The sequence below is a fragment of the Mycobacterium sp. BMJ-28 genome (assembly GCF_054404835.1).
Window position 1 is genome coordinate 1,892,815 of record NZ_CM136783.1, and the last position, 24,290, is coordinate 1,917,104.

A 24,290-nucleotide genomic window follows, 5' to 3' on the forward strand; every position below is an offset into this window, starting at 1 on the left:
GGTTGTGAAGCTGCTGTGCGGGCCGCGGTGCGCGAGCGCGGGCGGCTAGCCTGCTGGGGTCGGTCAGTGGGAGGAATTCGAAGATGATGAGCGTGCGCGGCGATCAGTTGGCCATGCGCCGCCGGCTGGAGGACCGTTACCGCAGGCTGGCCGAGGTTCGGCAACTGCGGCTGGTGGCCGCCGTCGTCGCCCGGTTCACCGAGATCGACGGCGGCACGCTGGGCGCGGTGGTGTCGGTCCAGTTGTTCACCACCGTCATCCCGTTGATGATCCTGGGCTTCAGTTACCTCACCGGGTTCGCCGACAATGCCAGCCCGGGTACCGCCGTCAGTCGGCAGCTCGGATTGGTGTCACCGATGACCGAGCATGTCCGCGCCGTGTTCGGCAAGGCGTCGGGGCTGCGATCCAGTTGGACGTTCATCGGTGTGGCAGGGTTCCTGGTGTGGGGCATCCCGATGTCGATGACCATCGCCGGTATCTTCGCAAAGGCTTGGCGCCGTGACCAGTTGGGCTGGGCGGCCAGACTCGGGCGCGGCGCGCTGTGGTTCGCCCTGTACCTGGCGGTGCTCATCATTCGTGAACGCATCGCGTTCGGCGGTCATCACCACATGGGTTTGCGCACGCTACGTTTCGTGGCTTCGCTGGTGCCGGTGTGGATCTTCTGGACCGTCACGCCGGCGCTACTGGTGCGCGACGGCTGGCGAGGGCGCAAGTACCTGATCCTGGCCGGTCTGGCCGGCGTGCTGATCGACGGCACGGTGGTGCCGCTCGCGGCCCGAATGTTCTTCCCGCCGTTGCTGGCTGGATGGGACGAGTTCGGCCCGATCGGTGTGGCGATGGCCCTGCTCACCTGGTGTGGTGTGATCGGCACCGGCTGGGTGCTGACGGCGTGTGTGGGTGCGGTGTTGTGGGAGCGCAACGCCCCGGCTCAGACCGTCGTCGAATCCGAAACCGACCGAGAAAGCACCGCGTCCTGAATCGGGCTCACTTGTGGTGTGAGCCGGTGCCGTCGTGAGTGGTGGTTTCCTTGTCGGTGTTCGCGGCGGGCGGTCGTGGAGTGACGTTCTTGACCAGGTTGTGCACGGCGTGCCGCAGGTTCGACGCCGCGTCGCGCACCGGGTTGGACGGGGCGTGTTTGGCGGTGGGGCCGTTGGGTGCTCCAGCCGGGGTGTCCGCATCGACGGAGGTCGTCGCTTTGGGCGCGGTGACCGGCGCGGTGGTCTTCTTCGGTGGGGCGGCAGTCAGCGCCTTCGGGGTGGGTGCTTCGGCGGCAACGGTTTTCGCCGTGACCGGTTTGGTGGTGAGAGGCTGCGTCGCTGCGGCGCCACGGACGTCGTCGACCGCCTTCACGACCGCTTGGGCGACGACCTTGCCCGCCGCGACCACCACACCGGCCGCCGTCCTGATTCCGGCCGCCAGCGCCCGGACCGGGTTGCCGGTCTTGGCGAGTTCCTGCGCTATCGCGTCGGGTACCTGGAACGCACCGGCCAGCACGTCGTTGAAGGCCGGGAAGATCACGGCTGCAACGACATTGATGGCGCCTACCACCGCGACCTGGAAGACCCCACGGGGCATCACCGTCGGCGTCGGATTGGGCACGAACGGAAGGTTGAGCGCGTCGTAGGTGTCCTGGCGCGCCTTCTGCAACGCCGCCGCGATTCCGGGCAGGCCGCCCTGGACGGCGGGCAGCACGTTGAGCAGGCCGACCACACCGACCTCGAACGCGTTGAGGGCCCGCTGCGCGGGGATGGCGGCGTCGGCGTCGATGGCCTTCTGCGCGGCGGCGTCGGTCGGTCCGGTGACCGATGCCGCCGCGGCGCCGATCGCCTTGAGCAGGTCACCGGCGGACAGCGCGGCCAGGAATGTCCCGGGCGCCTGCAGGGTGGTGGTCACCGCTGTCACGCCGGTCTGCGCCAGCAGGGGACAGATGATCGAGCAGTAGACGGTCTGGTTGTGCAGGAAGCTGGTGATCAGCCCGCCGGGGGGTACCGACGAGGCCGCGAGCCGCACCTCATGGGCGACGGTCGGCAGTGCCGGAGCCGCGGTGACCGGGGAGAGCGGCGCGACGACCACCGCGGTCGCCGCGACGGCGGCCATACCGGTGGTGATGAATTCGGTGCGCAGGTTGATGGATCGCTGCATGGTGGTTGGCCCCCTGGGTGTGGTGCGGTGATGTAGGGGACACGGTGCGCGGGCGCCGCGGGTTCAACGTCGGGACGAGCGACGCGACGGGATATCCGCCGCGGTCAGGAAGCCTGGGTGACCGGCGGAACCTTCCACGTGCCGTCGATGATCGAAGGTGGGGTCTCCTGCGGCCAGTACATGCGCAGCATCAGCACGAACGCACCCTTGGGCGCAGGCAGCCAGTTTGCGGTGTTGCTCGGCGGGTCGGCCTGGATGAGCAGGTCCACGGATCCGTCGGGATTGGTGGTCAGGTTGTCCCGCTGGCTCAGCGTGTACCGGTTGAGCGGGTTGTCCACGAAGAAGTAGTCCGCGTCGTACATCGTCAACGACCAGAACCCCTTCACCGGCGGCAACTGTCCCTTGTCGAAATGCATCACGTACTTGTTGGCCCCGGTGTACTTGACTTGCTGGCTCGGTCCCTCCGAGGTCGGGTACACGGCGTCCTGCGGCAGGTTTGCGCCCAGGCCGATAGCGGTGATGTAGGCACGCTGCAGGTAGTTGGTGCCGTAGGTGCCGGTCTTGGTGGTGAACATCCAGCCGTTCTGGAAGGTGTTGTCACCCGCGGCGATCCCGTCCTTGGCCCAGGCCATGATCTTGCCCTGGGCCGCCTTCGGGGCGTCGGCGATCGCCGAGGCGACCCCCGGATCCAGTTTCGCCGCGTCGAAAGCCTGTCCGGGCACGATGCCGAGCTTGGCCAGCGTCTGCACCATGGGAGCATCGGCGGCGGTCGGTGGATTGGTCTTCAGCAGATCGGCGAATGTGCGGAAGTAGTCGGCGCCCGTCAGCGCATTGACCTGTTCGCGTACCGCGGTCTTGGTGTCCACCGCGGGATCGACCTCGCCGGGTGCGGCGGTATACGGCTTACCGTAGGCCGACAATGGCACCGCGGTGATCTTGTCCTGCAGGGCGTGCACAGCCGCGTAGTCCTCCGGGGTCCCGGTGCAGAAGATGCGGCCCAGCAGCCAGACCATCGCCGTCGCCGACTTGTATTCGGTGACGCCAGGGGGGAGTGTCCCGGACCAACCCGGACCGGTGATGGCGAAGGTCTGAGCCTTGCCGCCGGTGGTGCGCTTTCCCGGTGACGCGAACACGTCGGTCCACCCGTTGAGCATCGGCAAGAGGAAGTACCGGTCGCCCATATCGGGCACGCTGACGATCCAGGGTTCCTTCGCGACGTCGAACCAGGCCTGCGTGTAGAGGGTGTCCGCGTTGGGTGCGGTGACGGCCCGGAACTGCGCGTTGGGGTATTCGCGCATCCGCACGAACTGCCCCATGGGTGCTGCGGTGCCCTGAGGTTCGACGGTATTCGTCAGGACCCGCCGGGTGTACTCCATGGTGACGAGGGGATAGGCGTACGTGTAGGCGTCCTGCGCCGCGGCTGCGAGATCGCCGCCGGGGGCCGCGGCGTCCGTCGAGGTCGACGGTGCAGGGGATTCCTTCTTTCCGCCGCACGCGACCACCATCGCGATGATCACTGCCAACCCCGTCAGCCCTGCCAGTCCGCGCGCAACCCTGTTCACCGAGTCACTATGACCCGACACGCCGCCGTGCGCCTTGACTTCAGCGGACATGTTTTTGATCTTTGGAGACATGGAGTTGATCATGGCGTCGTCGTTGACGGGCTACCGGGAGCTCGTCGGTGAACTGGGGGGCGACGCCGGCGCGCTGTTGCGGGACAGCGGTATCCGCCCCGAGGACAGCGGCCGCACCGACGTGTTCGTCTCGCTGCGCAGCGCGGTCAACGCCATGGAGCGGGCCGCATCGGCCACCGGTGCGGCGGATTTCGGGCGGCAGTTGGCGCTGCGCCAGAGCATGGACGTTTTTGGACCGGTCGGGGTTGCGGCGCGCACGGCCGCGACCGTCGCGGAGGTCTTCCTCATCTTCGACAAGTTCGTCGCCGCGTACAGCCCCGGCATCGCGATCGACGTACGATCCGGCTTCGTCGACTGGACGCTGCGTCTCGATCCGCTTCCCGCTCATCCGCAGACAATCGAGTTGTCGCTCGGACTGATCCTCGGTGTGCTGCGGCGCTTCCTCGGCACCGATTACTCGCCCGTGGAGATCCATATCCCGCATCGCCGGCTGACGGGCGAAGCCGACTATCGCCGCTACTACGGGTGTGCACTGCGCGACGAGGCCACCTCATCCGGCTTTCGGATCGATCCGGCCGACCTGGCCCGTCCGGTGGACCGCGACGCGCTGGCGCATCACTACCTCACCGGCTACCTCGGCGACTCCTTGGCCGCGCGCGAGGTGTCCGCGGTCCGATCCGTGGCCGATACCGTCGGCCGGATGCTGCCGTCGGGAGCGGTGACGGTCGAGTTCGTCGCACAGCAATTCGGCATGCACCCCAAGGCCTTACAGCGGCGTCTCGCCGCCGAAGGGGCTACCTTCGCCGCCGTGGTGGACGGGGTTCGCCGGGTGACCGCCGAACGCTATCTGCGTGACACCGAGATGAGCCTGCTGCACCTGAGCCGGCACCTCGGCTACGCCGAGCAGGGTGTTCTGACCAGGGCTTGCCGGCGGTGGTTCGGCGCGTCGCCGCTGGCGTACCGGCGCAAGCTGCGCGAGCAGCTGTAGGTCAGACGTCGCTGGTGGCGTAGCGCGTCTTCACCGGCGGTGCGGCCACCAGCTCCGGCACCTCGGTCAGCTTGCCCTCGCCGGCGCGGAAGGCCCGGTAGGCCTCGTCGGCCTCGACGGACTCCCACAGTTCGTAGATCACCCAGTGGCCTTCGTCGGCTTCGTCGACCAGCACATCGGTGCGGATGTTGCCGGGGAATGCCCGGGTGTCCTTGAGCGCGCGGCCGAACACTTCCCGCGCGGCTGCCACAGATTCGGGCTTGAACTTCAATTCGAGAATCACGGTGACCGACATGCCCGCCAACATACCGCCGGTGCCCGAAACCGATGCGTCAGAGGCGGCGCAAGGTGATGACGGTGACGTCGTCCTCGGTGTCGGTCGGCGCCACCGCCGCCGAGATCCGGGACGCGGACATCTCACCGGTACCGCCGAGCATCCGGCCCAGGCCGGCCAGGCCGTCGTCGATCGTCGAACCACGGCGCTCCACCAGGCCGTCGGAGAACATCACCAGCCCGTGGCCGCGTTCGAGGGCGAAGCTGCTCGCGCGGTACGCGGCGCCGCGCACACCGATCGGCGGGGACAACGCGATCGGCACCTGGGCGATCCCGGCGCCGGTCTGAAAGGGCATCAGGTGTCCGGCCGATGCCGCCTCCACATGCCCGGAACCCAGCTCGATCCGAGCGGCGATCACGGTGGCGAACGCGCGCGGCATCAGGTGCAGGCAGAAGGCGTTCAGCTGGTCCAACGCCGCTGCCGGGTTGGCGCCGGCAAACAGTTGGGAGCGCAACGCATTTCGCATCTGCGCCATGGCGCCCGCCGCGGCCGTGCCATGCCCGGCGACGTCACCGACCAGGACCACCAGCCGCCCGTCGGGCAGCGTGAACGCGTCGTACCAATCGCCGCCCACCCGCCCACCCGCCGCCGGCCGGTAGTCCGCAGACAGCTCCCAACCCCGGATCGCCGGAATGGATGTGGGCAGCAGATTGCGCTGCAGCACCTCGGCCACCCGCAGGGCGCTGCGGGTGCGCCGGTACAGCTCTTCGACGAGGTTGCGCCGCAACGCTTCGGCGAATTCGACGTGCAGCGGCGCCCACGGCGCACTGCACTTGTCGACGACTTCGCGCCACCGTTCGAAGGATTTGCGCGGACTGAGCCGAACTCCGTCGCCCTCCTGCACGGCGATCGCCTTATTGTGCGGATCACCGCCCCAATCCACCGCGCGCAGCGCCTCGTCCCGGAACCAGATGACGTACTGCCCGTCGGGCAGATTGAGCGCGAGTGCACCTGCGGCGACCTTGGGATCCAGATCCAGGGCCGGCAGTTCGCGGGCCAGGCTCTCGGTGGCGACGACCTCGTCGGCCGCCGAACGGGCCCAGGCTGCCACGGCCGTCACGACCTCGGCCGGCGGCACCGTGCCCAGGACGCGGTACTTGCCACCCACCCGGACGGCCACCCCGGTGGCGGGCAGCAGATCGAGCAGGCTGGGCGATCCCAGCAGCGCGGCCGCCACCGGTTGGCTGTCGTTCAGCGCGGCGTTGGTCAGCGCGGCGAGCGTCGACTGTGCGGTGAGCCGTTCGCGCAGCTTGTCTTCGTCGAACCGGTCGATCAGCCGCAACGACAGCGTGGAACCGAGAAACTCGGCGGCCGCCCGGGCACCGTAGGGCGGCAGGTGCGGTCCGGCGTAGTGGTGGCACGCGATCAGCCCCCACAGCCGGCCGCGGCGCAGCAACGAGATCGACATCGAGGCGCGCACACCCATGTTTTGCAGGTACTCGATGTGGATCGGTGACACGCTGCGCAACGTGGCGTGCGTCAGGTCCAGCGGGGTGCCGTCGCCCGGATCCAGGGCCGGCACCAATGGGGCGGGCGTGTAATCGACGTCCGAGATCAGGCGCAGCCAGTTCTTCTCGTACATGGCCCGCGCCTGGGCGGGGATGTCGCTGGCGGGGTAGTGCAGGCCGAGGAAGGAATTCAGGTCCGCACGCTTGCATTCGGCGACGACCTCGCCGTTGTAGTCCTGGTCGTAGCGGTACACCATCACCCGGTCGAACCCGAGTAGATCGCGGACCGCCTTGGCGGCGGTGTCGTAGAGGTCGGTGATCGATTCGGCCCGGTTGAGTTGTTCGACCGAATTGCGCACCGCCTGATAGGTGTTCGGGAACGAGAACGGCCGCTCCCCGTAGGCGATTTCGAGCTCGACCAGCAATACGCCGCGGGCTTCGCGGTGCAGCAGTGCATCGAATGCCCGCGGCCGTCCTGCGACGTCGATCTCGAGCTCCAGCGGGTTGCGCTGCCGCAGATCACCGAACGCCGCCGCGGCCTCCTGGATCCGGCCCGCCTGTGCTGCACCGATGAGCGCGCTCAGATGCCGCCCCAGCACGTCGTCCGCCGTGCGGCCGAGCAAATCGGCGACATTCGCACTGATCTGCCGGATCTGCAAGCCGGGTTCCTGCACCACCGCGAGCACCCCGCGCGGCTGGATGCTGCCCGGGATGTGGATCGGTTCGCGGGCGCAATTGTCCAGGTCGATGGGTGTGCCGACGGGTAAGAGACCGTCGGCCGAGGTGGCGTCGGTGTTGTGACTCGAAATGAGAAAACCCCCAGATCGTCCTTCCGTGCTCGGTCTCGAGAGTGCCAGGCCGTGGTCCGACCGATCACACGGACCGCACCGATTGCGTTAGGCTTGGTAGCAGTCCGCGTTCTAGCTTGTCCGGTTCAGTCAACAGCCCACGAGACATTGCGCCCCGAATCAACGCTTTCGCGAGGTTTTCGATGTCCGACCAATTGGAATCAAATCCGTCAACCCTGATGTGTGCCCAGACCTGGCACGACACGACCGTGGTGATCAGCAGTTCCGGCGTGGTGGACATGCTCACCGTGCCCGATCTCGCCCAGCTGATCACGATCGCGATGGACAAGCAGCCCAGCGCGGTGATCATCGATCTGACCGAAACCACGTTCTTCGCGTCGTGCGGTATGTCGACGCTGGTGGAGACGCACGAGAAGCTGCCGCCGGAGGTTCCACTCGTCGTGGTGGCCGACGGCCCGGTGACCCGGCGCCCGCTGGAATTGGTGGGGCTGGGGTCCGTTCTGACGATCCGCCCGACGCTGGAGGCCGCGTTCGAAGGACTGCCGGTCGCCGAGGCCTGAAGCCGAAGCGTTCCCCGGATGCCCGCCTCGGCGCGCACGATGATCTGACGGCCGGGAAGCCCTTCGCGGCCAACAGGATTCGATCAGGTCACCAGTCGCTGGGCCGATAATCCTTCAGGAAGCACCCGTGCAGATCTTCGCCGGCCTCGCCGCGCACGATCGGGTCGTAGACGCGGGCGGCACCGTCGACCAGATCCAGCGGCGCATGGAAGCCCTCCTCGGCCAGGCGCAGTTTGGTCGGGTGCGGACGCTCGTCGGTGATCCAGCCGGTGTCGACGGCGGTCATCAGGATGCCGTCCTGCTCGAGCATCTCCGCCGAACTGGTCCGGGTCAGCATGTTCAGTGCGGCCTTGGCCATGTTGGTGTGCGGGTGCCCGGGGCCTTTGTAGCGGCGGCCGAACTGCCCTTCCATCGCCGAGACGTTCACCACGTACTTGCGGCGGGCCGGGGAGGCGGCCATCGCCGGACGTAACCGGCTCACCAGGATGAACGGCGCGGTCTGGTTGCACAGCTGCACCTCGAGCAACTCCATGGCGTCGACCTCGTGCACGCGCTGGGTCCAGCTGTTGATCGAGGCCGTATCGGGCAGCAGGCCGCCCGCGTCGATCGCGACCCCGGCGGCGATCCGCTCCGGCGACGCACTGCGCGCGGTCAGCGCGAGCTCGGTGAGTGCGTGCGGGGTCTGGTGTTCGGCGAGACTGCCCGCGAGCGCGGCCGGATGGGCGTCGCTGACCCGGTCGAAGGTGACGACGTCGACATGCGCCAGCTCCGGGGGCGGGGTGCGCTCGGCCTCGACGAGTGCCGAGTACGACCCCGGCGCCCGGCGCACCGTCTGCGCCGCGTTGTTGATCAGGATGTCCAGCGGGCCGTGCTCGGCCACGGTGTCGGCCAACGCGACGACCTGGGCGGGGTCGCGCAGGTCGATGCCGATGATCCGCAGTCGGTGCAACCAGTCGGCGCTGTCGCGCATGGCGGCGAAGCGGCGCACCGCGTCATTCGGAAATCGGGTGGTGATGGTGGTGTGGGCGCCGTCGCGCAGGAGTCGCAGCGCGATGTACATGCCGATTTTGGCGCGCCCACCGGTGAGCAACGCGGTCCGGCCGGTGAGGTCGGTGCGGGCGTCGCGTTTGGCGTGGCTGAACGCCGCGCATTCCGGACACAGCTGGTGGTAGAAGGCGTCGACGACGGTGTGGTGCTTCTTGCAGATGTAGCAGGCCCGCGACCGCAGCAGGGTTCCCGCCGAGGCGCCCGTTGCGGTGGACACCAGCGGCAGTCCGGCGGTCTCGTCGTCGATTCGTCCGGGCGCACCGGTGGCGGTGGCGGCGATGACGGCCTTGTCGGACGCGGCCACCTCATCCCGCTTGGCATGCCTACGGGCTTTGCGCACCGCCTTCCAGATGCCGGCGGTGGCGCGCCGCACGGCCACCGCGTCGGGGTGCTCGGGCGGCAACGATTCGACCTCGGACAGCACCTGTAGGCAGGTGCTGAGCTTCTCCGGATCGATCGCGGTCACCGTGAAAGGGTGCCAGGTGGCGCGAAGCCCCTGCAAATCAGCGGTGCTACACCCGGCCGGCGATGAAACCGGCAGCTTGGCCGGGGTACGGCGGCGACTCGTAATTGTTGTGGGCGGCACGGTCGAACACCCGGGTCGAGCAGATCGGGTCGCCGCTGCTGCACAGGTCGATCGCGCGGCCGGCAAACTGCCCGTTGCTGGACAGCGGCGAGCCGAATCGCGCACCGGGATTACCGAAGACGGCGACCGCCGCGACCCGGCCAGCCAGTGCGGGATCCAGCGCCGGTGCGGACCCGATACTGCCGATCCGGTCGCCGACGGGCGCAACTCCGGCGAGCATCGACACCGCGGAGGCGCCCTGGGAGAAGCCGCCGAGCACGATCCGGGTGTTCGGGCACTGGTCGGCCATCCAGGCGATGTGCCCGCGTGCGTCGTCGGCACCGGTGCCAGTGGTCAGGAAGTTGTAGCTGGCAGGGTAATTCACCGCGTACGCACCCAGGCTGCGGCCGCCCAGCAGGGGCTGCAGGGCACCGAACAGCGCATCGCCCACCCGTCCCATCCCGGGCGGTTCGGCGGTGCCGCGCGCGAAGACGAGTTCGACATCGGGGCAGTCATCTGCGGTGGCCGTCGGCGCGGGGCCCGCGATGACGGCCGCGGGCAGGGCGGCGAGGGCAACCAGACGAGCCAGCGATGCACGGACGGTCACCTGGTCAGCGTGGCATATCGGGAGTCGATACCGTCGTCGAAACGGGGTTTGTCGGACTTCCCGGCTAGGGTGCGGTCAAGCGACATGGCACGACCATTGAACGAGATCGGTACCCCCGACAGGACTCGAACCTGCAACCGACCGGGTAGAAACCGGATGCGCTATCCATTGCGCCACGGGGGCATGCACAGACAGTCGTAATTTACACGTCATCGGCGCCTTCGCTGACAACCAGCCACCAGCTGTGGAAACCGACGGGCAGGCGATCAATGGCTCGACATCACACCAAAGACAAGGGCGATCTGGGCGTCGCCAAAGCGTATGCCGACCTGGTGGCGAAAGGCTTCGACGTCCTGTTTCCCACCACTGAGCATGCGCCGTTCGACCTGGTCGCGTATGCGGAAGGAACCTTTCACCGCGTCCAGGTGAAGTACCGGTCGATGAGACCGCCGCCGATGCGATCTGTATCTACTGCCCGGAGACCGACGAGTGCTACTACATCCGGCCGGCCGACCACGGTGCGTCCGTCGCGCTCCGGATCACGCCGGCGAAGAACGGTCAACAGAAGCGAATCCTGGATGCCTCGGCATTCCGCGAGCTGCCCGACAAACGGACCCCGCCGATCGGTGAGCACCGCGCCTCGGCGTGAAGCCGCTGTGAGCTTCGGCGCCGAGCCCAGCGACAGCTACGAAAGCCCCGTCGCGCCTCCGCGCCGCGGACTAGCGTGGACGCTGCATGGCGCCCGCCCAGGAGAGCGCCATGCAGGAGGAGTGCGCGCGATGAGCAACGTGCCGTTGGATGCGGCGGGGCTGCCCCAGAAATTGAACGGCGTCGACACACTGCTACACCGCGGGGAGGCCAATCCGCGTACCCGCTCGGGCATCATGGGCGTCGAACTGCTTGACGTCACTCCGGATTGGGAGCAATTCCGCACGGTGTTCGAGCAGGCGTCGCGCAAGGTCCTGCGGCTGCGCCAGAAGGTGGTCATGCCGACGCTGCCGACGGCGTCTCCGCGCTGGGTGGTCGATCCCGACTTCAACCTGGACTTCCATGTCCGCCGGGTCCGGGCCCCCGAACCCGGGACCCTGCGTGAGGTTCTCGACCTGGCCGAGGTCGCGCTGCAGACACCGATGGACATCACCCGGCCGTTGTGGACCGCCACCCTCGTCGAGGGGCTGGCCGACGGCCGGGCAGCCACCATCCTGCACCTGAGTCACGCCGTCGCCGACGGGGTCGGCACCGTCGAGATGTTCGCCCACATCTACACGTTGGAACGCGACACCCCGATCGGCGAGCTTGCGCCCCTGCCGATTCCACAGGATCTCTCCTCCACCGACCTGATGAAACTGGGCATCAACCGGCTGCCCATGAAGATCACCAACAGCGTGCTGGGCCTGCTCGGCGGCGCGGTGCACGCGGTCACCAACGTCGTGCGCGATCCCGCTGCCACGGTCAGCGGCGTCGTCGACTACGCGCTGTCCACCGCCCGGGTCTCCCGGCCGGTGGCCGATCACTCACCGCTGCTGCGCCGCCGCAGCCTGGCCACTCGCAGCGAAGCCATCGACATCGTCTTCTCCGATTTCCATCGGGCCGCCAAGGCCGCGGGCGGCTCCGTCAACGACGCGTACCTGGCCGGGCTGTGTGGCGCGCTCCGGCACTACCACGAGGCCAAGGGCATCCCGATCGACACCTTGCCCATGGCGGTTCCGGTGAACCTGCGCGCCGACGACGACCCGGCAGGCGGAAATCGTTTCGCCGGAATCAATCTCGCGGCACCGGTCGGTATCGCCGATCCCGAACGCCGGATCCAGGCGATTCGCTCGCAGGTGACCAGCAAGCGCGAGGAACGGGCCATGGACATGGTGGGCACCCTGGCGCCGTTCGTCAGCTTCCTGCCCGACGCCATCCTCGAGTCGGCGGCCGGCTCGGTGGTCAACTCCGACGTACAGGCCAGCAATGTGCCGGTGTATCCCGGCGACACCTTCATCGCCGGGGCAAAGGTGCTGCGGCACTACGGACTCGGCCCGTTGCCGGGGGTCGCGATGATGACGGTGCTGGTGTCGCGGGGCGGGTACATCACCGTCACCACCCGTTACGACCGGGCCGCCGTCGCGGACGACGCGCTGTGGGCGGACTGCTTGCTGCGGGGCTTCGATGAGATTCTGGCCCTCGGCGGGAAGGGCCGCGCCGAGGCGGCATCCTTCACCGCGACCCCGAACGGAGGTGCCGCGCAATGAGTTCGGCAAAAGACGCACGGTTGCCGGGAACGGTTGCCGAGATCGAGGCCAGTCCGCCGGGACCCGAAGTCGGCGCGTTCTTCGACCTGGACGGCACCTTGGTCGCCGGGTTCACCGGTGTCCTGATGACCCAGGATCGGTTGCGGCGCGGGCAGATTAGTGTCGGCGAGTTCATCGGCATGGTGCAGGCCGGGCTCAACCATCAACTGGGCCGCTCGGAGTTCGAGGATCTGATCGGCAAGGGCGCCCGGATGCTGCGCGGCAATTCGCTCTCGGATCTGGACGAGCTGGGGGAGCGGCTGTTCGTCCAGCACGTCCGGGACCGCATCTACCCCGAGATGCGCGCCATCATCAAAGCGCATATGGCACGCGGGCACACCGTGGTGCTCAGCTCGTCGGCGCTGACCGTTCAGGTCGACTCGGTGGCGCGTTTCCTGGGCATCGACAACGTGCTGTGCAACAAGTTCGAGGTGGACGACGAAGGCCTGATCACCGGCGAGGTGCAGCGGCCGATCATCTGGGGATCCGGCAAAGCCCATGCGGTGCAACGGTTCGCCGCCGACAACGGGGTGGACCTGGCCAAGAGCTACTTCTACGCCGACGGCGACGAGGACGTCGCCCTGATGTACGTGGTGGGCAACCCGCGTCCCACCAACCCGGCGGGCAAGCTCGCCGCGGTCGCGCTCAAACGCGGCTGGCCCATCCTGCGATTCCGCAGCCGCAGCGGCAGCAATCCCGTTGCGCAGCTGCGCACCCTGGCCGGACTGGCGACCATCCCGACGGTCGCCGCGGGTGCCCTCGGGCGGGGGTTGCTCACCCGCAACAAGCGCGCGGGGGTGAACTTCTTCACCTCGAACTGGAGCAAGTTGCTGATGCTGACCATCGGCATCGAGATCAACGTGCTGGGCGAGGAGAATCTCACCGCGCAGCGGCCGGCGGTGTTCCTCTTCAATCACCGCAACCAGGCCGACCCGTTCATCGCCGGCCGGCTGGTGGGGGAGAACTTCACCAGCGTGGGCAAGAAGGAGCTGGAACGCAACCCGGTGATGGGGCCGATCGGCAAGGTGATGGACGCGGCGTTCATCGACCGCGACGACACCCAGGCCGCGGTGGAAGGCCTGCGTAAGGTCGAAGAGCTTGCCAAGAAAGGTCTTTCGATCATGATCGCGCCGGAGGGCACCCGGCTGGACACCACCGAGGTCGGCCCGTTCAAGAAGGGGCCGTTCCGCATCGCGATGGCCGCGGGCATCCCGATCGTGCCGATCGTCATCCGCAACGCCGAGGTCATCGCCGCCCGCGACTCCGCCACGTTCAACGCGGGCACCGTCGACGTCGCGGTCTTCCCGCCGATCTCGACCGACGACTGGAACCACGACAACCTCGCCGAGCGTATCGCCGAGGTCCGCCAGCTCTATCTGGACACCTTGTTGCACTGGCCGCACGACGAACTTCCCGAGGTTGCGCTGTACAAGCGGGCCGCGGACAAGCAGACGTCCCCGAGCTCGTCAGGTGCGAAGGGCCGTTCATGACAAGGGTTTCCGGCGATATCGACAGTTTCAGCCCGAACGGTGATGCGCTGGTGCTCGCCTCGGTCGGCTCGCCCGCCGAGCAGGCACTGCTCAAGGACTGGCTGGCCCAGCAGCGCCGGGAGCGCCCTGACGCGCGCGTCGAGGTGCTACAACTGCCGGACTCCGACGATCCGCCGCCGACCGTGCTGGCGCAGCTGGTCGAGAAGTTGTCCGCCGACCCGGACCGGTCGGTGGTGCCGGCGCGGGTGTTCTGGGTCCCCGGTGGTCTGCCGACCCGGTCCAAGGTGGTGTCGCTGATCTCCGGCCGCGACACCTACCGGCCACCGGAACTGCTGCAGCGGCGCATCCTGCGCAAGGATCCCGCGCGGGCCCGGGTGGTCGCCGGTGAACCGGCCAAGGTGTCCGAACTGCTTCAGCAGTGGAATGACACCACCATCGCCGAGAACCCACGTGAGTTCGCCCGGTTCGTCATCCGCCGCGCCATCCTGGCCATCGAGCGGGTCGAGTTGCGTCTACTGGGCCCGGAGTACAAATCGCCGCGGCTGGTCAAACCCGAAATGCTGGCCTCGGCCCGTTTCCGCGAAGGGCTGGAGAAGATTCCCGGCGCCTCCGTGGAGAAGGCCGGTGAGATGCTCGACGAGCTGTCCACCGGGTGGAGCCGGTTCTCCGTCGACCTCATCCCGACCCTGGGCCGGGCCATCTTCAGTCGCGGCTTCGACCCCAACATCGACTACGACCGTGACCAGATCGAGTCGATGCGCCGCGCACTGGAATCACATCCGGCGGTCCTGCTGTTCTCCCACCGGTCCTACCTGGACGGGGTGATCGTCCCGGTTGCCATGCAGGAGAACCGGTTACCGCCGGTGCACACCTTCGCCGGCATCAATCTGGCCTTCGGCTTCATGGGTCCGCTGATGCGGCACTCGGGTGTGATCTTCCTGCGCCGCAAGCTCGACGACCCGCTCTACAAGTACGTGCTGCGCCAGTTCGTCGGTTACATCGTCGAGAAGCGCTTCAACCTGAACTGGTCCATCGAGGGCACCCGGTCGCGGACCGGAAAGATGTTGCCACCCAAGCTCGGCCTGCTGGCCTATGTCGCCGACGCCTACCTCGACGGCCGCAGCGAGGACATCCTGCTGCAGCCGGTGTCCATCAGCTTCGACCAGCTGCACGAGACCCAGGAGTACGCGGCGTACGCCCGTGGCGGCGAGAAGACTCCGGAAGGGCTGAGCTGGCTCTACAACTTCATCAAGGCTCAGGGCGAACGCAACTACGGCAAGATCTACGTCCGCTTCCCCGAGGCCGTGTCGATGCGTCAGTACCTCGGTGAGCCGGCCGGACGCGGCGAGCGCAGCGCCGGATTAGCGGACAACCCGGACGCCAAACGGCTGGCCATGCAGAAGATGGCCTTCGAGGTGGCCTGGCGGATTCAGCAGGCCACCCCGGTGAACGCGACCGGACTCGTCTCGGCACTGCTGCTGACCACCCGGGGGGTCGCCCTGACGCTGGGGCAGCTGCACCGGACCTTCCAGGACTCGCTGGACTACCTGGAGCGCAAGGGAATTCCGATGACCAACAGCGCATTGCGGCTGCGCACCGTGGACGGGGTGCGGGCCGCCGTCGACGCCCTGTCCGGTGGTCATCCGGTCACCCGCATCGAAGGCGGCCGCGAGGCGGTGTGGCGGATCGCGCCGGAGAACGAGCACGAGGCGGCGTTCTACCGCAACACGCTCATCGCGTCGTTCCTGGAAACCTCGATCATCGAGCTGGCGCTGGCGCACGCCGCCCGCGCCGAATCCGGCCATCTCGAGGTCTTCTGGGCGCAGACGGCGCGGTTGCGCGACCTGCTGAAGTTCGAGTTCTACTTCGCCGACTCTGCGACATTCCGCGACAACCTGACCAAGGAGATGTCCTGGACGCAGGACTGGGAGCAGCAGATCGCCTCCGGCCGGGACGGCATCGAGGCGCTGCTGCGGGCCAAACGACCGCTGCTCGGCTCGGCGATGCTGCGTCCGTTCGTCGAGGCCTACGAGATCGTCGCCGATGTCCTTCGCGACGCACCGGCCGACATGCCGGAGAGGGAATTGACGAAGTTGGCGCTGGGTCTCGGCAGCCAGCAGGTGGCCCAGGGCAAGGTGCGCAGCAACGAGTCGGTGTCGGCGCTGCTGTTCGCCACGGCGCGCCAGGTGGTGGCCGACCAGAACCTGCTCGGCCGCGCGGCTGACCTGTCGCAGCGGCGCGCCGACTTCCTCCGGGAGTTGCGCGACATCCTGACCGATATGGACACCGTGGAGGAAGGATCCCGCGCGCAGTTCTACGAGCGCGAGCAAGCGGCCCGACACACAGCTGACGCCTGACGGGCACCCCATACGCTGGAGGTCATGACAACCCAGCGAGAAGCCGAAGGCGGATCGCGCATCGGCACAACGGCACGGGTGCACAACAGCGCCGTGTGGCCCGTGTTGTGCGGTGTCGCGGTGCTGGCCGGCGCCGTGGCGGCCGGGCTGGGCGGCATGTCGCTGGCCGAGGCGCTGACCGCCACCGGCCTGCCCGATCCTGGGCCCGTCACCACCTACGGCCTGCCGTTCGTCCGCGCCGTCGGCGAGATCGCCGCAGCCGTCGCGGTGGGATCCTTCCTGATGGCCGCCTTTCTGGTGCCGCCGCAGCCGACGGGCGTGTTGGATGCCGCGGGTTACCGCGCCCTGCGCACCGGCACCCTGGCCTCCGGTATCTGGACGGTCTGCGCGGTGTTGCTGGTGCCGTTGACCGTCTCCGACATCACCGGCCAGCCGCTGGCCAGTCGGCTCAGCCTGGCCGATATCTGGTCGGTGGCCAGCCTGGTGGAGACGGCGGGCACGTGGCGGTGGACGGCGCTGTTCGCCGCCGTCGTCACCGTGCTGAGCATCCCGGTGCTGCGCTGGTCCTGGACGCCGGCGCTGTTCGCGGCCGCGGTGTTCACCCTGGTGCCGCTGGCGCTGTCCGGGCATTCCTCGGCCGGCGGCTCGCACGACTTGGCGACCAACAGCCTGTTCATCCACCTGGTCGCCGGGGTGGTGTGGGCCGGCGGTCTGCTGGCGCTGTGGGCACTGGCCGTGCGTGGCGGGACGCATACCGGCCTGGCCGCCCGGCGGTTCTCCGCCATCGCGCTGTGCTGCTTTGTGGCGATGGGATTCTCCGGCGTCATCAACGCCTTCGTCCGGGTCCGCCCGGCCGATCTGCTGCACAGCAGCTACGGCTGGCTGATCGTCGGCAAGGTCGGCGCCCTGCTGGCGCTCGGCGTGCTCGGCTTCCTGCAGCGCCGCCGCGTGGTGAGCGCACTGGCCACCGACCCGGGCAACCGGCGCCCGCTGATCCAGCTGGCCTTGGTCGAGTCGCTGGTGTTCGGACTCACCTTCGGCATTGCGGTGGCGCTCGGCCGCACCCCGCCGCCACCGCCGCCGGTGTTCAACCCGTCGGTCACCGCGGTGCAGATCGGCTATGACCTGGCCGGCCCGCCGACGGTGGCGCGGATCCTGTTCGACTGGCGCTTCGACCTGATCTTCGGCACGGCCGCGATCCTGTTCGCCGCCGTGTACGTGGCCGGGGTCATCCGGCTGCGCCGGCGTGGCGACGCGTGGCCGGTCGGACGGACCGTCGCGTGGCTGTGCGGATCCGCGGTGCTGCTGTTCGCGACGTCCTCGGGTCTCGGCCGGTACATGCCCGCCATGTTCAGCATGCACATGGGCGCCCACATGCTGCTGTCGATGTTGTCGCCGGTGCTGCTGGTGCTGGGTGCGCCGGTGACGCTGGCGTTGCGCGCGCTGCCGACGGCCGGGGGCGGCGCGCCGCCCGGGATGCGCGAGTGGCTACTGGCCGCCCTGCACAGCCGGGTGTCGAAGGTGCTGACCAACCCGTTCGTGGCGACCGCGTTGTTCGTCGGCGGCTTCTACGGGCTGTACTTCGGCGGGATCTTCGACGCGGTGGCCGGGATCCACGCCGCGCACGTCGCCATGAATCTGCACTTCCTGCTGTCCGGCTATCTCTTCTACTGGGTGGTCATCGGTATCGATCCGACGCCGCGTCCCATCCCGTCACTGGTCAAGCTCGGCATGGTGTTCGGGTCCTTGCCGCTGCACGCCTTCTTCGGTGTGGTGTTGATGGGCACCCAGACCGTGATGGCCGAGGGCTTCTACAAGTCCTTGCAGCTGTACTGGCACACCGACCTGCTGAGCGATCAGCGCCTCGGCGGCGGGATCGCCTGGTCGGCGGGCGAAGTGCCCCTGGTGCTGGTGATGCTCGCGCTGCTGATCCAGTGGCGACGCAGCGACGACCGCACCGCCAAGCGGTTGGACCGCGCCGCCGACCGCGACGACGACGCCGACCTGGCCGCCTACAACGCGATGCTGGCCAAGCTGTCCGAACGCGAGCAGCAGCAGGGTTAGATCACCGGGCTCCGCGCCGGTCGCGCAGACCCGGCCGTATCCCTGCAGTGCGGTGCTCAGGACCCGTAGTTCACCGTGATGGTGCCGTCGCGGCTCACGGGTACCTTCGGCGCCGGATCCTGCTGCACCACCTTGTTGCGCTTATCAGCGCCGGCGTCGATATCGGGTCCCTTGTCCAACCGCCCGGTGAAGCCGAAGCTCGCCAGGTACTGGAATAGGTCGCCGTAGAACATGTTTCTCACGTCGGGCATCTCGAACTGGTTGCCCCGCGAGACCTTGAGGGTGATCGCGGTGTCGGAGGCGACGGAGGCACCCGCCGGCGGGTCGGTGGCGATCACCTGGCCCGGCGGCAGGATGCCGTCGGTAGGTATCGGCAACACATCGGTGAATCCCGCGGCGTCGAGAATCTGCTTGGCCTGGTCCTCGTTCTGCGTCGCCACATCGGGCACCTCGCGGGTCGCCGGTCCCGATCCGACGAAGATGACGATCTCATTGCTGGTGGCCGAATCCTGCTGGGCCGCCGGGGCAGTGCCGACCACCCGGTCCTGCTCCTCGGCCTTGGAGGCTCGCGACATCCGCCGCACATTGTCGAAACCGGCGTCATGCAGCTTCTGCACCGCGTCGTCGTAGCCCAGCGTGGAGACATCCGGGATGCGGCGCTGCTCCGGTCCGGTCGACACGTTGAGGGTGATATCGCTGCCCGACGACACCGAGGAGTCGGCGCCCGGATCGGTACCGATCACCCTGCCGGGCTCGACCGAGCCGTCGGGTTTGGTGTCCACCTGCGGGGTCAGTCCGCGGTCGGCCAGCTGGCTGACCGCTTCCTGGCGGGTCAGCCCGTGCACGTCGGGCACCCGGACCCGGTTCATGGTGCCGACGATGTACACACCGGCGATCACCAGCAGCGCGACGACCGCGAGGGCGCCGGCGACCAACCAGCGCCGCGAGTTGCTGCGCTGCGGTGCGACGGCGGGCATCTGCAAGGTGTGTGGGTGGGGGTCGACGGCGGCCGGCCTGTCGTCGGTGTCGTCGGCAGGCACGGCGGGCGCCTCCGGGGCGTTGCCGCTGCCGACCCGCATCAGATCGGCGTGCATCGCGGCCGCGCTCTGATACCGGTTCTCGGGTTTCTTGGCCAGCGCCCTGAGCACCACGGCGTCGAGTTCGGGGGAGATACCGGCATGCCGCTGCGACGGCGGGACGGGTCGTTCGCGGACGTGCTGGTAGGCGACGGCCAGCGGGGTGTCACCGTTGAAAAGTGCCTGCCCGGTCAGCATTTCGTACAGTACGCAGCCCAGGGAGTACACGTCGGTGCGGGCGTCGACCTCTTGGCCGCGGGCCTGCTCCGGGGAGAAATATTGAGCCGTGCCGACCACCGCGGAGGTGGCGGTGAGCCGGTCACCGGTGGTGGCGTTCATGGCATGCGCGATCCCGAAGTCCATCACCTTCACGGCGCCGGACGGGGTGATCATGATGTTCGCCGGCTTGATGTCGCGGTGCACGATGCCGCGGCTGTGGCTGAACTCCAGCGCCGTGCACACCTCGCCGATGATCGAGATGGCGCGGTGCGGCGCCATCGCGCCGTGGCGCTGGATCAGCTTGCCGACGGTCAGCCCCTCGACGAACTCCATCACCAGGAAGGGCAGCTTCCCGTTCGGCGTCTGCGCCTCACCGGTGTCGAACACCGCCACGATCGAGGGGTGGTTCAGCGCCGCGGTGTGCTTGGCCTCCCGGCGGAACCGCTGATAAAAGCTCGGGTCGCGGACCAGATCGGCGCGCAGGATCTTGATCGCGACGTCGCGGTGCAACCGGACGTCGCGGGCCTTGTGCACCTCCGACATGCCCCCGAAGCCCAGGATTTCGCCCAGCTCGTAGCGGTCGGTCAGCTGCTGAGGCACGGTCATCGTGCTACCCCGCGCATGCTGACGCTGTCATATCCCACACCCTCGATCATCGCTCAACCCGCAAGCGGCGGGTCCGTCACCCCGGCTACACGACCCACCGCGGCCGTGCGCTAAGCCTGAACGGGCAGCGCCTCGGTGTCGGCGTCGGTGCTCGGCGGCCGCTTGGGCTGAGGTGGCAGGAACTGGTAATCACCGCGCGGATAGACCACCTGGGGCCACCAGAACCACCGGCCCAGCAGGGTGGCGATGGACGGCATCAGCAGTGATCGCACGATCAGCGTGTCCACCAGCAGGCCGATCGCGATCGTGGAGCCCATCTGGGCCAGCACCACCAGCTGGCTGCCCAGCATCGCCGCCATGGTGGCCGCGAACACCAGCCCCGCGGAGGTCACCACGCCGCCGGTGCCCGCCATCGACCGGATGATGCCGGTCTTGAGCCCGGCGTGGATCTCCTCCCGGAACCGGGACACCAGCAGCAGGTTGTAGTCGGCCCCCACCGCCAGCAGGATGATCACCGACATCAGCATGACCAGCCAGTGCACGTGGATGCCGAACAGGTTCTGCCAGATCAGCACGGAGATGCCGAACGACGCCGCGATCGAGCTGCCGGCGGTGGCGACGATCACCAGCGCCGCCACGGCGCTGCGGGTCAGGATGAGCATGATCATGAAGATCAGCGTCAGCGCCGACACCACGGCGATCATCAGGTCGTAGCGGGCGCCGTCGGCCATGTCCTTGTACGTCGCCGCGACACCGCCGAGGTAGATCTTGGCGTCCGACAGCGACGACATCTTCAAGGCCTCCTGGGCGGCCTTGCGTTCGGAGTCGACCCGGGCGATACCTTCGGGGGTCGCCGGATCCGTCTCGTGGGTGATGAACATCCGGGCCGACTTGCCGTCGGGCGCCAGGAACATCTTCAGGCCGCGCTCGAAATCGGGGTTCTGGAACGCTTCCGGCGGCAGGAAGAACAGGTCGTCGTTCTTGGCCTCGTCGAAACTCTGTCCCATCGCCAGGGCGGTGTTGTTGCTCGCCTCCATCTGGTCGAGCAGGGCCTTCTGCGAGTTGTAGGACGCCAGCGACAGGTCCCGGCTGGTCTTCATCGACGCGATCGTCTGAGGAAGCAGCGCAGTCAGTTTCGGTGCCAGGTCCGCCAATTGGTCGGTGTTGACCTGCACCGCCCCCGTCTTGTCGGTCACCTCGTCGATGGAATCCAGGGCGTCGAAGACCGACCGGGTCGCGGCGCACATCGGGATGTCGAAGCAGTGCGGTTCCCAGTAGAAATAGTTGCGCAGGGGCCGGAACTGGTCATCGAAGTTCGCGATGTTGTCCCGCAGCTGCTCGGTGACCTTCAGCAGCTCCTGGGATTTGGCCGCCGAGTCCATGGTGAGTTTGGTCTGCTGCAGCGACAGCTGGTACTGCTTCTCCAGGATGTCGATCGAGGTGTTGGTGGCATCGATCGTCTTGAGCTGGTCGGCCAGTTGCTGGCGCTGGAACGGCAGATTCATATTGCTGGTCTGCCCCTGCACGCTGGTCTGGAACGGAATCGAGCTGTGCTGGATGGGGATTCCCAGCGGCCTGGTGATGTTCTGCACCATCGCGATGCCCTCGGTGTGCATGACGTTTCGGGCCACCGCGTTGAGCACCAGCATGTCGGCGGGATTGCGCATGTCGTGCCCGGATTCGACCATCAGGATGTCGGGATTCATCCTGGCTTGGGAGAAATGCCGGTCGGCGGCGGCGAACCCGATGTTGACCGGGGCGTCGCCGGGCAGGAAGTAGCGGTCGTTGTAGGCCGCCTTGTAGCCGGGGATCGCCACGATGCCGATCAGCACCACGAACAGGCTCGCGACCAGAACGGGCGCGGGCCAGCGCACCACCGCCGTCCCGACGCGACGCCAGAACCGGCTCTGCGGCGGGCGTTTCGATTCGTACCAGCCGACCCTGCTGCCGAGGAACAACACCGCCGGACCCAGCGTCACCGCGGAGGCGACGACGACGACCATGCCGATGGCGACCGGGGCGCCCATGGTGCTGAAGTACGGCAGCCGCGAGAAACTCAGGCAGTAGGTCGCACCGGCGATGGTGAGGCCCGAGCCGACGATGACCGGGGCGACCGACTTGAATGTCGTGTAGTACGCGCTGTCCCGATCCTCGCCCATACCGCGGGCCTCGCGGTAGCGGCCGAAGATGAAGATGCCGTAGTCGGTGGCCGCCGCGATCGCCAGCATGGTCAGGATGTTCCCGGCGAACGTCGTCAGCCCGAACACGTCCTGCATCGCCAGCACCGAGATCACACCGCGTGCGGTCAGCAGCCCGATGAAGGTCAAGAACAGCTGCACCAGTGTGGTTTTGACCGATCGGTACACCACCAGCAGCATGCCGGCGATCGCGATCAGCGTGTACAGGGTGATCTGCCCCAGGCTGGCATTGCCGATGACGTGCATGTCGTTGGTGAGCGCCGCCGGTCCCGCGACGTAGGCCTTGACACCCGGCGGCGCCGCGGTCTCCTCGATGGCCTTGCGGACCGCTTCGACACCCTCATTGGCCAGGGTCTGGCCCTGTTCGCCGGCCAGGTTGAGCATCACGTAGGACGCCTTGCCGTCGGCACTCTGGGCGCCGGCCGCGGTGAGGGTGTCGCCCCAGAAATCCTGAATGTGCTGGATGTGCGCGGGGTCCTGCTCCAGCTTCTTGATGATCTCGTTGTAGTAATCGTGGGCATCGGGCCCCAGCGGCTTGTCGCCCTCGATGACCACCATGACGGTGGCGTTGGAGTTGAACTCCTTGAAGTTGTCACCCATGCGCTTCATCGCGATCACCGACGGCGCGTCATCCGGCGTCATTGGTGCCGAGTGCAATTCGCCGACCACCTCGAGCTGCGGGGCGATGACGTTCACCAGCACGGCGATGGCCAGCCAGGCCAGCACGATCGGGACCGCGAGAATGCGGATCGCGTGCGGAAGGACGGGATGCTTCTGCGCACCGGCCGGTGCGGCGGTGGCGGTGGGGCGGCTCATGCGGACTTCACCAGGCAGTAGGTCTGGGCGCTGATGCCATCGGCTGATTGCTCCTCACGGACGGTGCCGTTGACGGTGACCCGGCAGCCGATCTGCTCGCCGTCGGTCCGCGCCATCAGATTGGCGCTGACCGTCGGCAACGTCGTCGACAGGGTGACCGACCACGGCAGCGGCGCGGTGACCGAGTGGACGTTGGCGTCCGGGTCGAAATAACTGATCTGTGCGGTGCTGCCCGGCGCGCCGTACACGTCGTAGACAACGACCTTGGGATTGAACTGGACGATCTCGATGCCGGCTCCGGAGTTGGCGTTGAGGTCCTCGGACGCGAACATCTTGTGCAGTCGCGATACCACCAGCCCCGAGACGGCCAGTACCACGATCAGGACCACTGGAATCCACATGTTCTTCAGCCAGCGTCCAATCGGAATTGCTTTCACCCCAACCTCTTTCCCCGATCAATCGGTCGCGACAGCGCCGCCGACCGTGAAACTTCGTTACTCGCCGCCTCGGTCGTGCGCGGCGTCATCCGTTCGGTCTGCGGTGTCGGCATCGGCAGCCAGCCGGGCCAGGATCGGGCCGGCGACGGTCGCCGCCAGCCACAGCGCGCGTTGCTCTTCGGGCGTCAAGGTCGCCAACAACTCGTGCAGCCGGTCGCGGCGGGTGCGCCTGCGGTTGTCCAGCAACGCCTGACCCTGTTCGGTGATCCCGATCAGGCAGGCCCGGCCGTCCTCGGGATCGGGCACCCTGGCGACCAGATCGGCGCGGGCCAGGCGTTGCATCAGCTGGGTCATCGACGGCTGACTGACGCCTTCCTTGGCGGCCAGCGCGGTGAGCCGGATCGGGCCTTCGCGGGACACCCGGTGGATGGCATAGGCCGCCGATGCGCTCAGCTCGGCCCGATCGGACAGGAAACGCGCGGTCAGATCCGTTGCGTCGTCGAGCAACCGGCCGATGCACTCGTGTGCGGATTCGCCGGACGGTCGCGGATTCACACCGTATCTATATCACGGAGCTTATCTAATCGATAGCGGAGGCATAGGTGGGGCCTGTGAGT

Annotated in this window: 17 protein-coding genes, 1 tRNA gene and 1 pseudogene; 8 read left to right on the forward strand and 11 right to left on the reverse strand. The window is 67.8% G+C overall.

Annotated features, from left to right (window positions below):
• The first annotated feature begins 86 nt into the window (after nt 1–86).
• The gene (locus tag ACXPWS_RS09450) at nt 87–977 is read left to right on the forward strand and encodes a hypothetical protein (RefSeq protein ID WP_458712189.1); all 891 of its coding nucleotides are present in this window, start codon (nt 87–89) and stop codon (nt 975–977) included.
• Nucleotides 978–984: 7 nt separating this feature from the next.
• Here the strand turns inward: ACXPWS_RS09450 and ACXPWS_RS09455 are convergent, their stop codons facing one another.
• Nucleotides 985–2,142 carry a hypothetical protein gene (locus tag ACXPWS_RS09455; RefSeq protein ID WP_458712190.1) on the reverse strand — a complete coding sequence of 386 codons (1,158 nt, stop codon included), beginning with the start codon at nt 2,140–2,142 and terminating at the stop codon, nt 985–987.
• Nucleotides 2,143–2,246: 104 nt separating this feature from the next.
• Nucleotides 2,247–3,647, reverse strand: a complete 1,401-nt coding sequence (locus tag ACXPWS_RS09460) for a DUF1254 domain-containing protein (RefSeq protein WP_458713474.1) — start codon at nt 3,645–3,647, stop codon at nt 2,247–2,249.
• Between the two features lie 139 nt (nt 3,648–3,786).
• Between ACXPWS_RS09460 and ACXPWS_RS09465 the strand changes: the two genes are divergently transcribed.
• Nucleotides 3,787–4,764, forward strand: a complete 978-nt coding sequence (locus ACXPWS_RS09465; protein ID WP_458712191.1) for an AraC family transcriptional regulator — start codon at nt 3,787–3,789, stop codon at nt 4,762–4,764.
• A gap of 1 nt (nt 4,765) precedes the next feature.
• Here ACXPWS_RS09465 and ACXPWS_RS09470 read toward each other — a convergent pair whose 3' ends face one another.
• A complete protein-coding gene (locus ACXPWS_RS09470) occupies nt 4,766–5,059 on the reverse strand; it encodes a putative quinol monooxygenase (RefSeq protein WP_458712192.1) in 294 nt (97 codons plus the stop codon).
• A gap of 37 nt (nt 5,060–5,096) precedes the next feature.
• Nucleotides 5,097–7,355 (reverse strand): SpoIIE family protein phosphatase, encoded by a 2,259-nt coding sequence (locus ACXPWS_RS09475; RefSeq protein ID WP_458713475.1) that lies wholly within the window; start codon nt 7,353–7,355, stop codon nt 5,097–5,099.
• A gap of 182 nt (nt 7,356–7,537) precedes the next feature.
• Here ACXPWS_RS09475 and ACXPWS_RS09480 point away from each other — a divergent pair, with 182 nt between their 5' ends.
• Complete coding sequence (locus ACXPWS_RS09480; RefSeq protein WP_458712193.1) at nt 7,538–7,915, forward strand: STAS domain-containing protein; 378 nt, start codon at nt 7,538–7,540, stop codon at nt 7,913–7,915.
• Nucleotides 7,916–8,003: 88 nt separating this feature from the next.
• On the opposite strand, the gene ACXPWS_RS09485 is transcribed toward ACXPWS_RS09480, so the two are convergent.
• From ACXPWS_RS09485 to ACXPWS_RS09495, 3 genes are all read right to left on the reverse strand, one after another.
• Nucleotides 8,004–9,428, reverse strand: a complete 1,425-nt coding sequence (locus ACXPWS_RS09485; RefSeq protein ID WP_458712194.1) for an SDR family NAD(P)-dependent oxidoreductase — start codon at nt 9,426–9,428, stop codon at nt 8,004–8,006.
• Nucleotides 9,429–9,474: 46 nt separating this feature from the next.
• Entirely contained in the window at nt 9,475–10,134 is a 660-nt protein-coding gene (locus ACXPWS_RS09490; RefSeq protein ID WP_458712195.1) for a cutinase family protein, read from the reverse strand.
• 110 nt (nt 10,135–10,244) lie between these two features.
• Nucleotides 10,245–10,317 (reverse strand) — tRNA-Arg (locus ACXPWS_RS09495).
• 86 nt (nt 10,318–10,403) lie between these two features.
• Here ACXPWS_RS09495 and ACXPWS_RS09500 point away from each other — a divergent pair.
• The 5 genes and pseudogenes from ACXPWS_RS09500 to ACXPWS_RS09520 all read left to right on the forward strand — a co-directional run bounded on the left by ACXPWS_RS09500 (nt 10,404) and on the right by ACXPWS_RS09520 (nt 18,321).
• Nucleotides 10,404–10,783 (forward strand): annotated as a pseudogene (locus ACXPWS_RS09500) (group I intron-associated PD-(D/E)XK endonuclease).
• A gap of 130 nt (nt 10,784–10,913) precedes the next feature.
• Complete coding sequence (locus ACXPWS_RS09505; RefSeq protein WP_458712196.1) at nt 10,914–12,371, forward strand: wax ester/triacylglycerol synthase family O-acyltransferase; 1,458 nt, start codon at nt 10,914–10,916, stop codon at nt 12,369–12,371.
• Nucleotides 12,368–13,900 carry an HAD-IB family hydrolase gene (locus tag ACXPWS_RS09510; RefSeq protein ID WP_458712197.1) on the forward strand — a complete coding sequence of 511 codons (1,533 nt, stop codon included), beginning with the start codon at nt 12,368–12,370 and terminating at the stop codon, nt 13,898–13,900. The genes ACXPWS_RS09505 and ACXPWS_RS09510 overlap by 4 nt, the downstream gene beginning before the upstream one ends.
• Nucleotides 13,897–16,257, forward strand: a complete 2,361-nt coding sequence (locus ACXPWS_RS09515) for a glycerol-3-phosphate 1-O-acyltransferase (protein ID WP_458712198.1) — start codon at nt 13,897–13,899, stop codon at nt 16,255–16,257. Before ACXPWS_RS09510 ends, ACXPWS_RS09515 begins: the two co-directional genes overlap by 4 nt.
• 24 nt (nt 16,258–16,281) lie before the next feature.
• The gene (locus tag ACXPWS_RS09520; RefSeq protein ID WP_458712199.1) at nt 16,282–18,321 is read left to right on the forward strand and encodes a cytochrome c oxidase assembly protein; all 2,040 of its coding nucleotides are present in this window, start codon (nt 16,282–16,284) and stop codon (nt 18,319–18,321) included.
• A 56-nt stretch (nt 18,322–18,377) separates the two neighbouring features.
• On the opposite strand, the gene pknB is transcribed toward ACXPWS_RS09520, so the two are convergent.
• The 4 genes from pknB to ACXPWS_RS09540 form a co-directional block, all read right to left on the reverse strand.
• On the reverse strand, nt 18,378–20,222 hold the full coding sequence (pknB, locus tag ACXPWS_RS09525; RefSeq protein ID WP_458712200.1) for a Stk1 family PASTA domain-containing Ser/Thr kinase: 1,845 nt from the start codon (nt 20,220–20,222) through the stop codon (nt 18,378–18,380).
• 110 nt (nt 20,223–20,332) lie between these two features.
• Nucleotides 20,333–23,236 carry an MMPL/RND family transporter gene (locus tag ACXPWS_RS09530; RefSeq protein WP_458712201.1) on the reverse strand — a complete coding sequence of 968 codons (2,904 nt, stop codon included), beginning with the start codon at nt 23,234–23,236 and terminating at the stop codon, nt 20,333–20,335.
• Nucleotides 23,233–23,637 (reverse strand): MmpS family transport accessory protein, encoded by a 405-nt coding sequence (locus ACXPWS_RS09535; protein WP_458713476.1) that lies wholly within the window; start codon nt 23,635–23,637, stop codon nt 23,233–23,235. Before ACXPWS_RS09535 ends, ACXPWS_RS09530 begins: the two co-directional genes overlap by 4 nt.
• 93 nt (nt 23,638–23,730) lie before the next feature.
• Nucleotides 23,731–24,228, reverse strand: coding sequence for a MarR family winged helix-turn-helix transcriptional regulator (locus ACXPWS_RS09540; protein ID WP_458712202.1), 498 nt, complete (start codon nt 24,226–24,228; stop codon nt 23,731–23,733).
• Between the last annotated feature and the right edge of the window lie 62 nt (nt 24,229–24,290).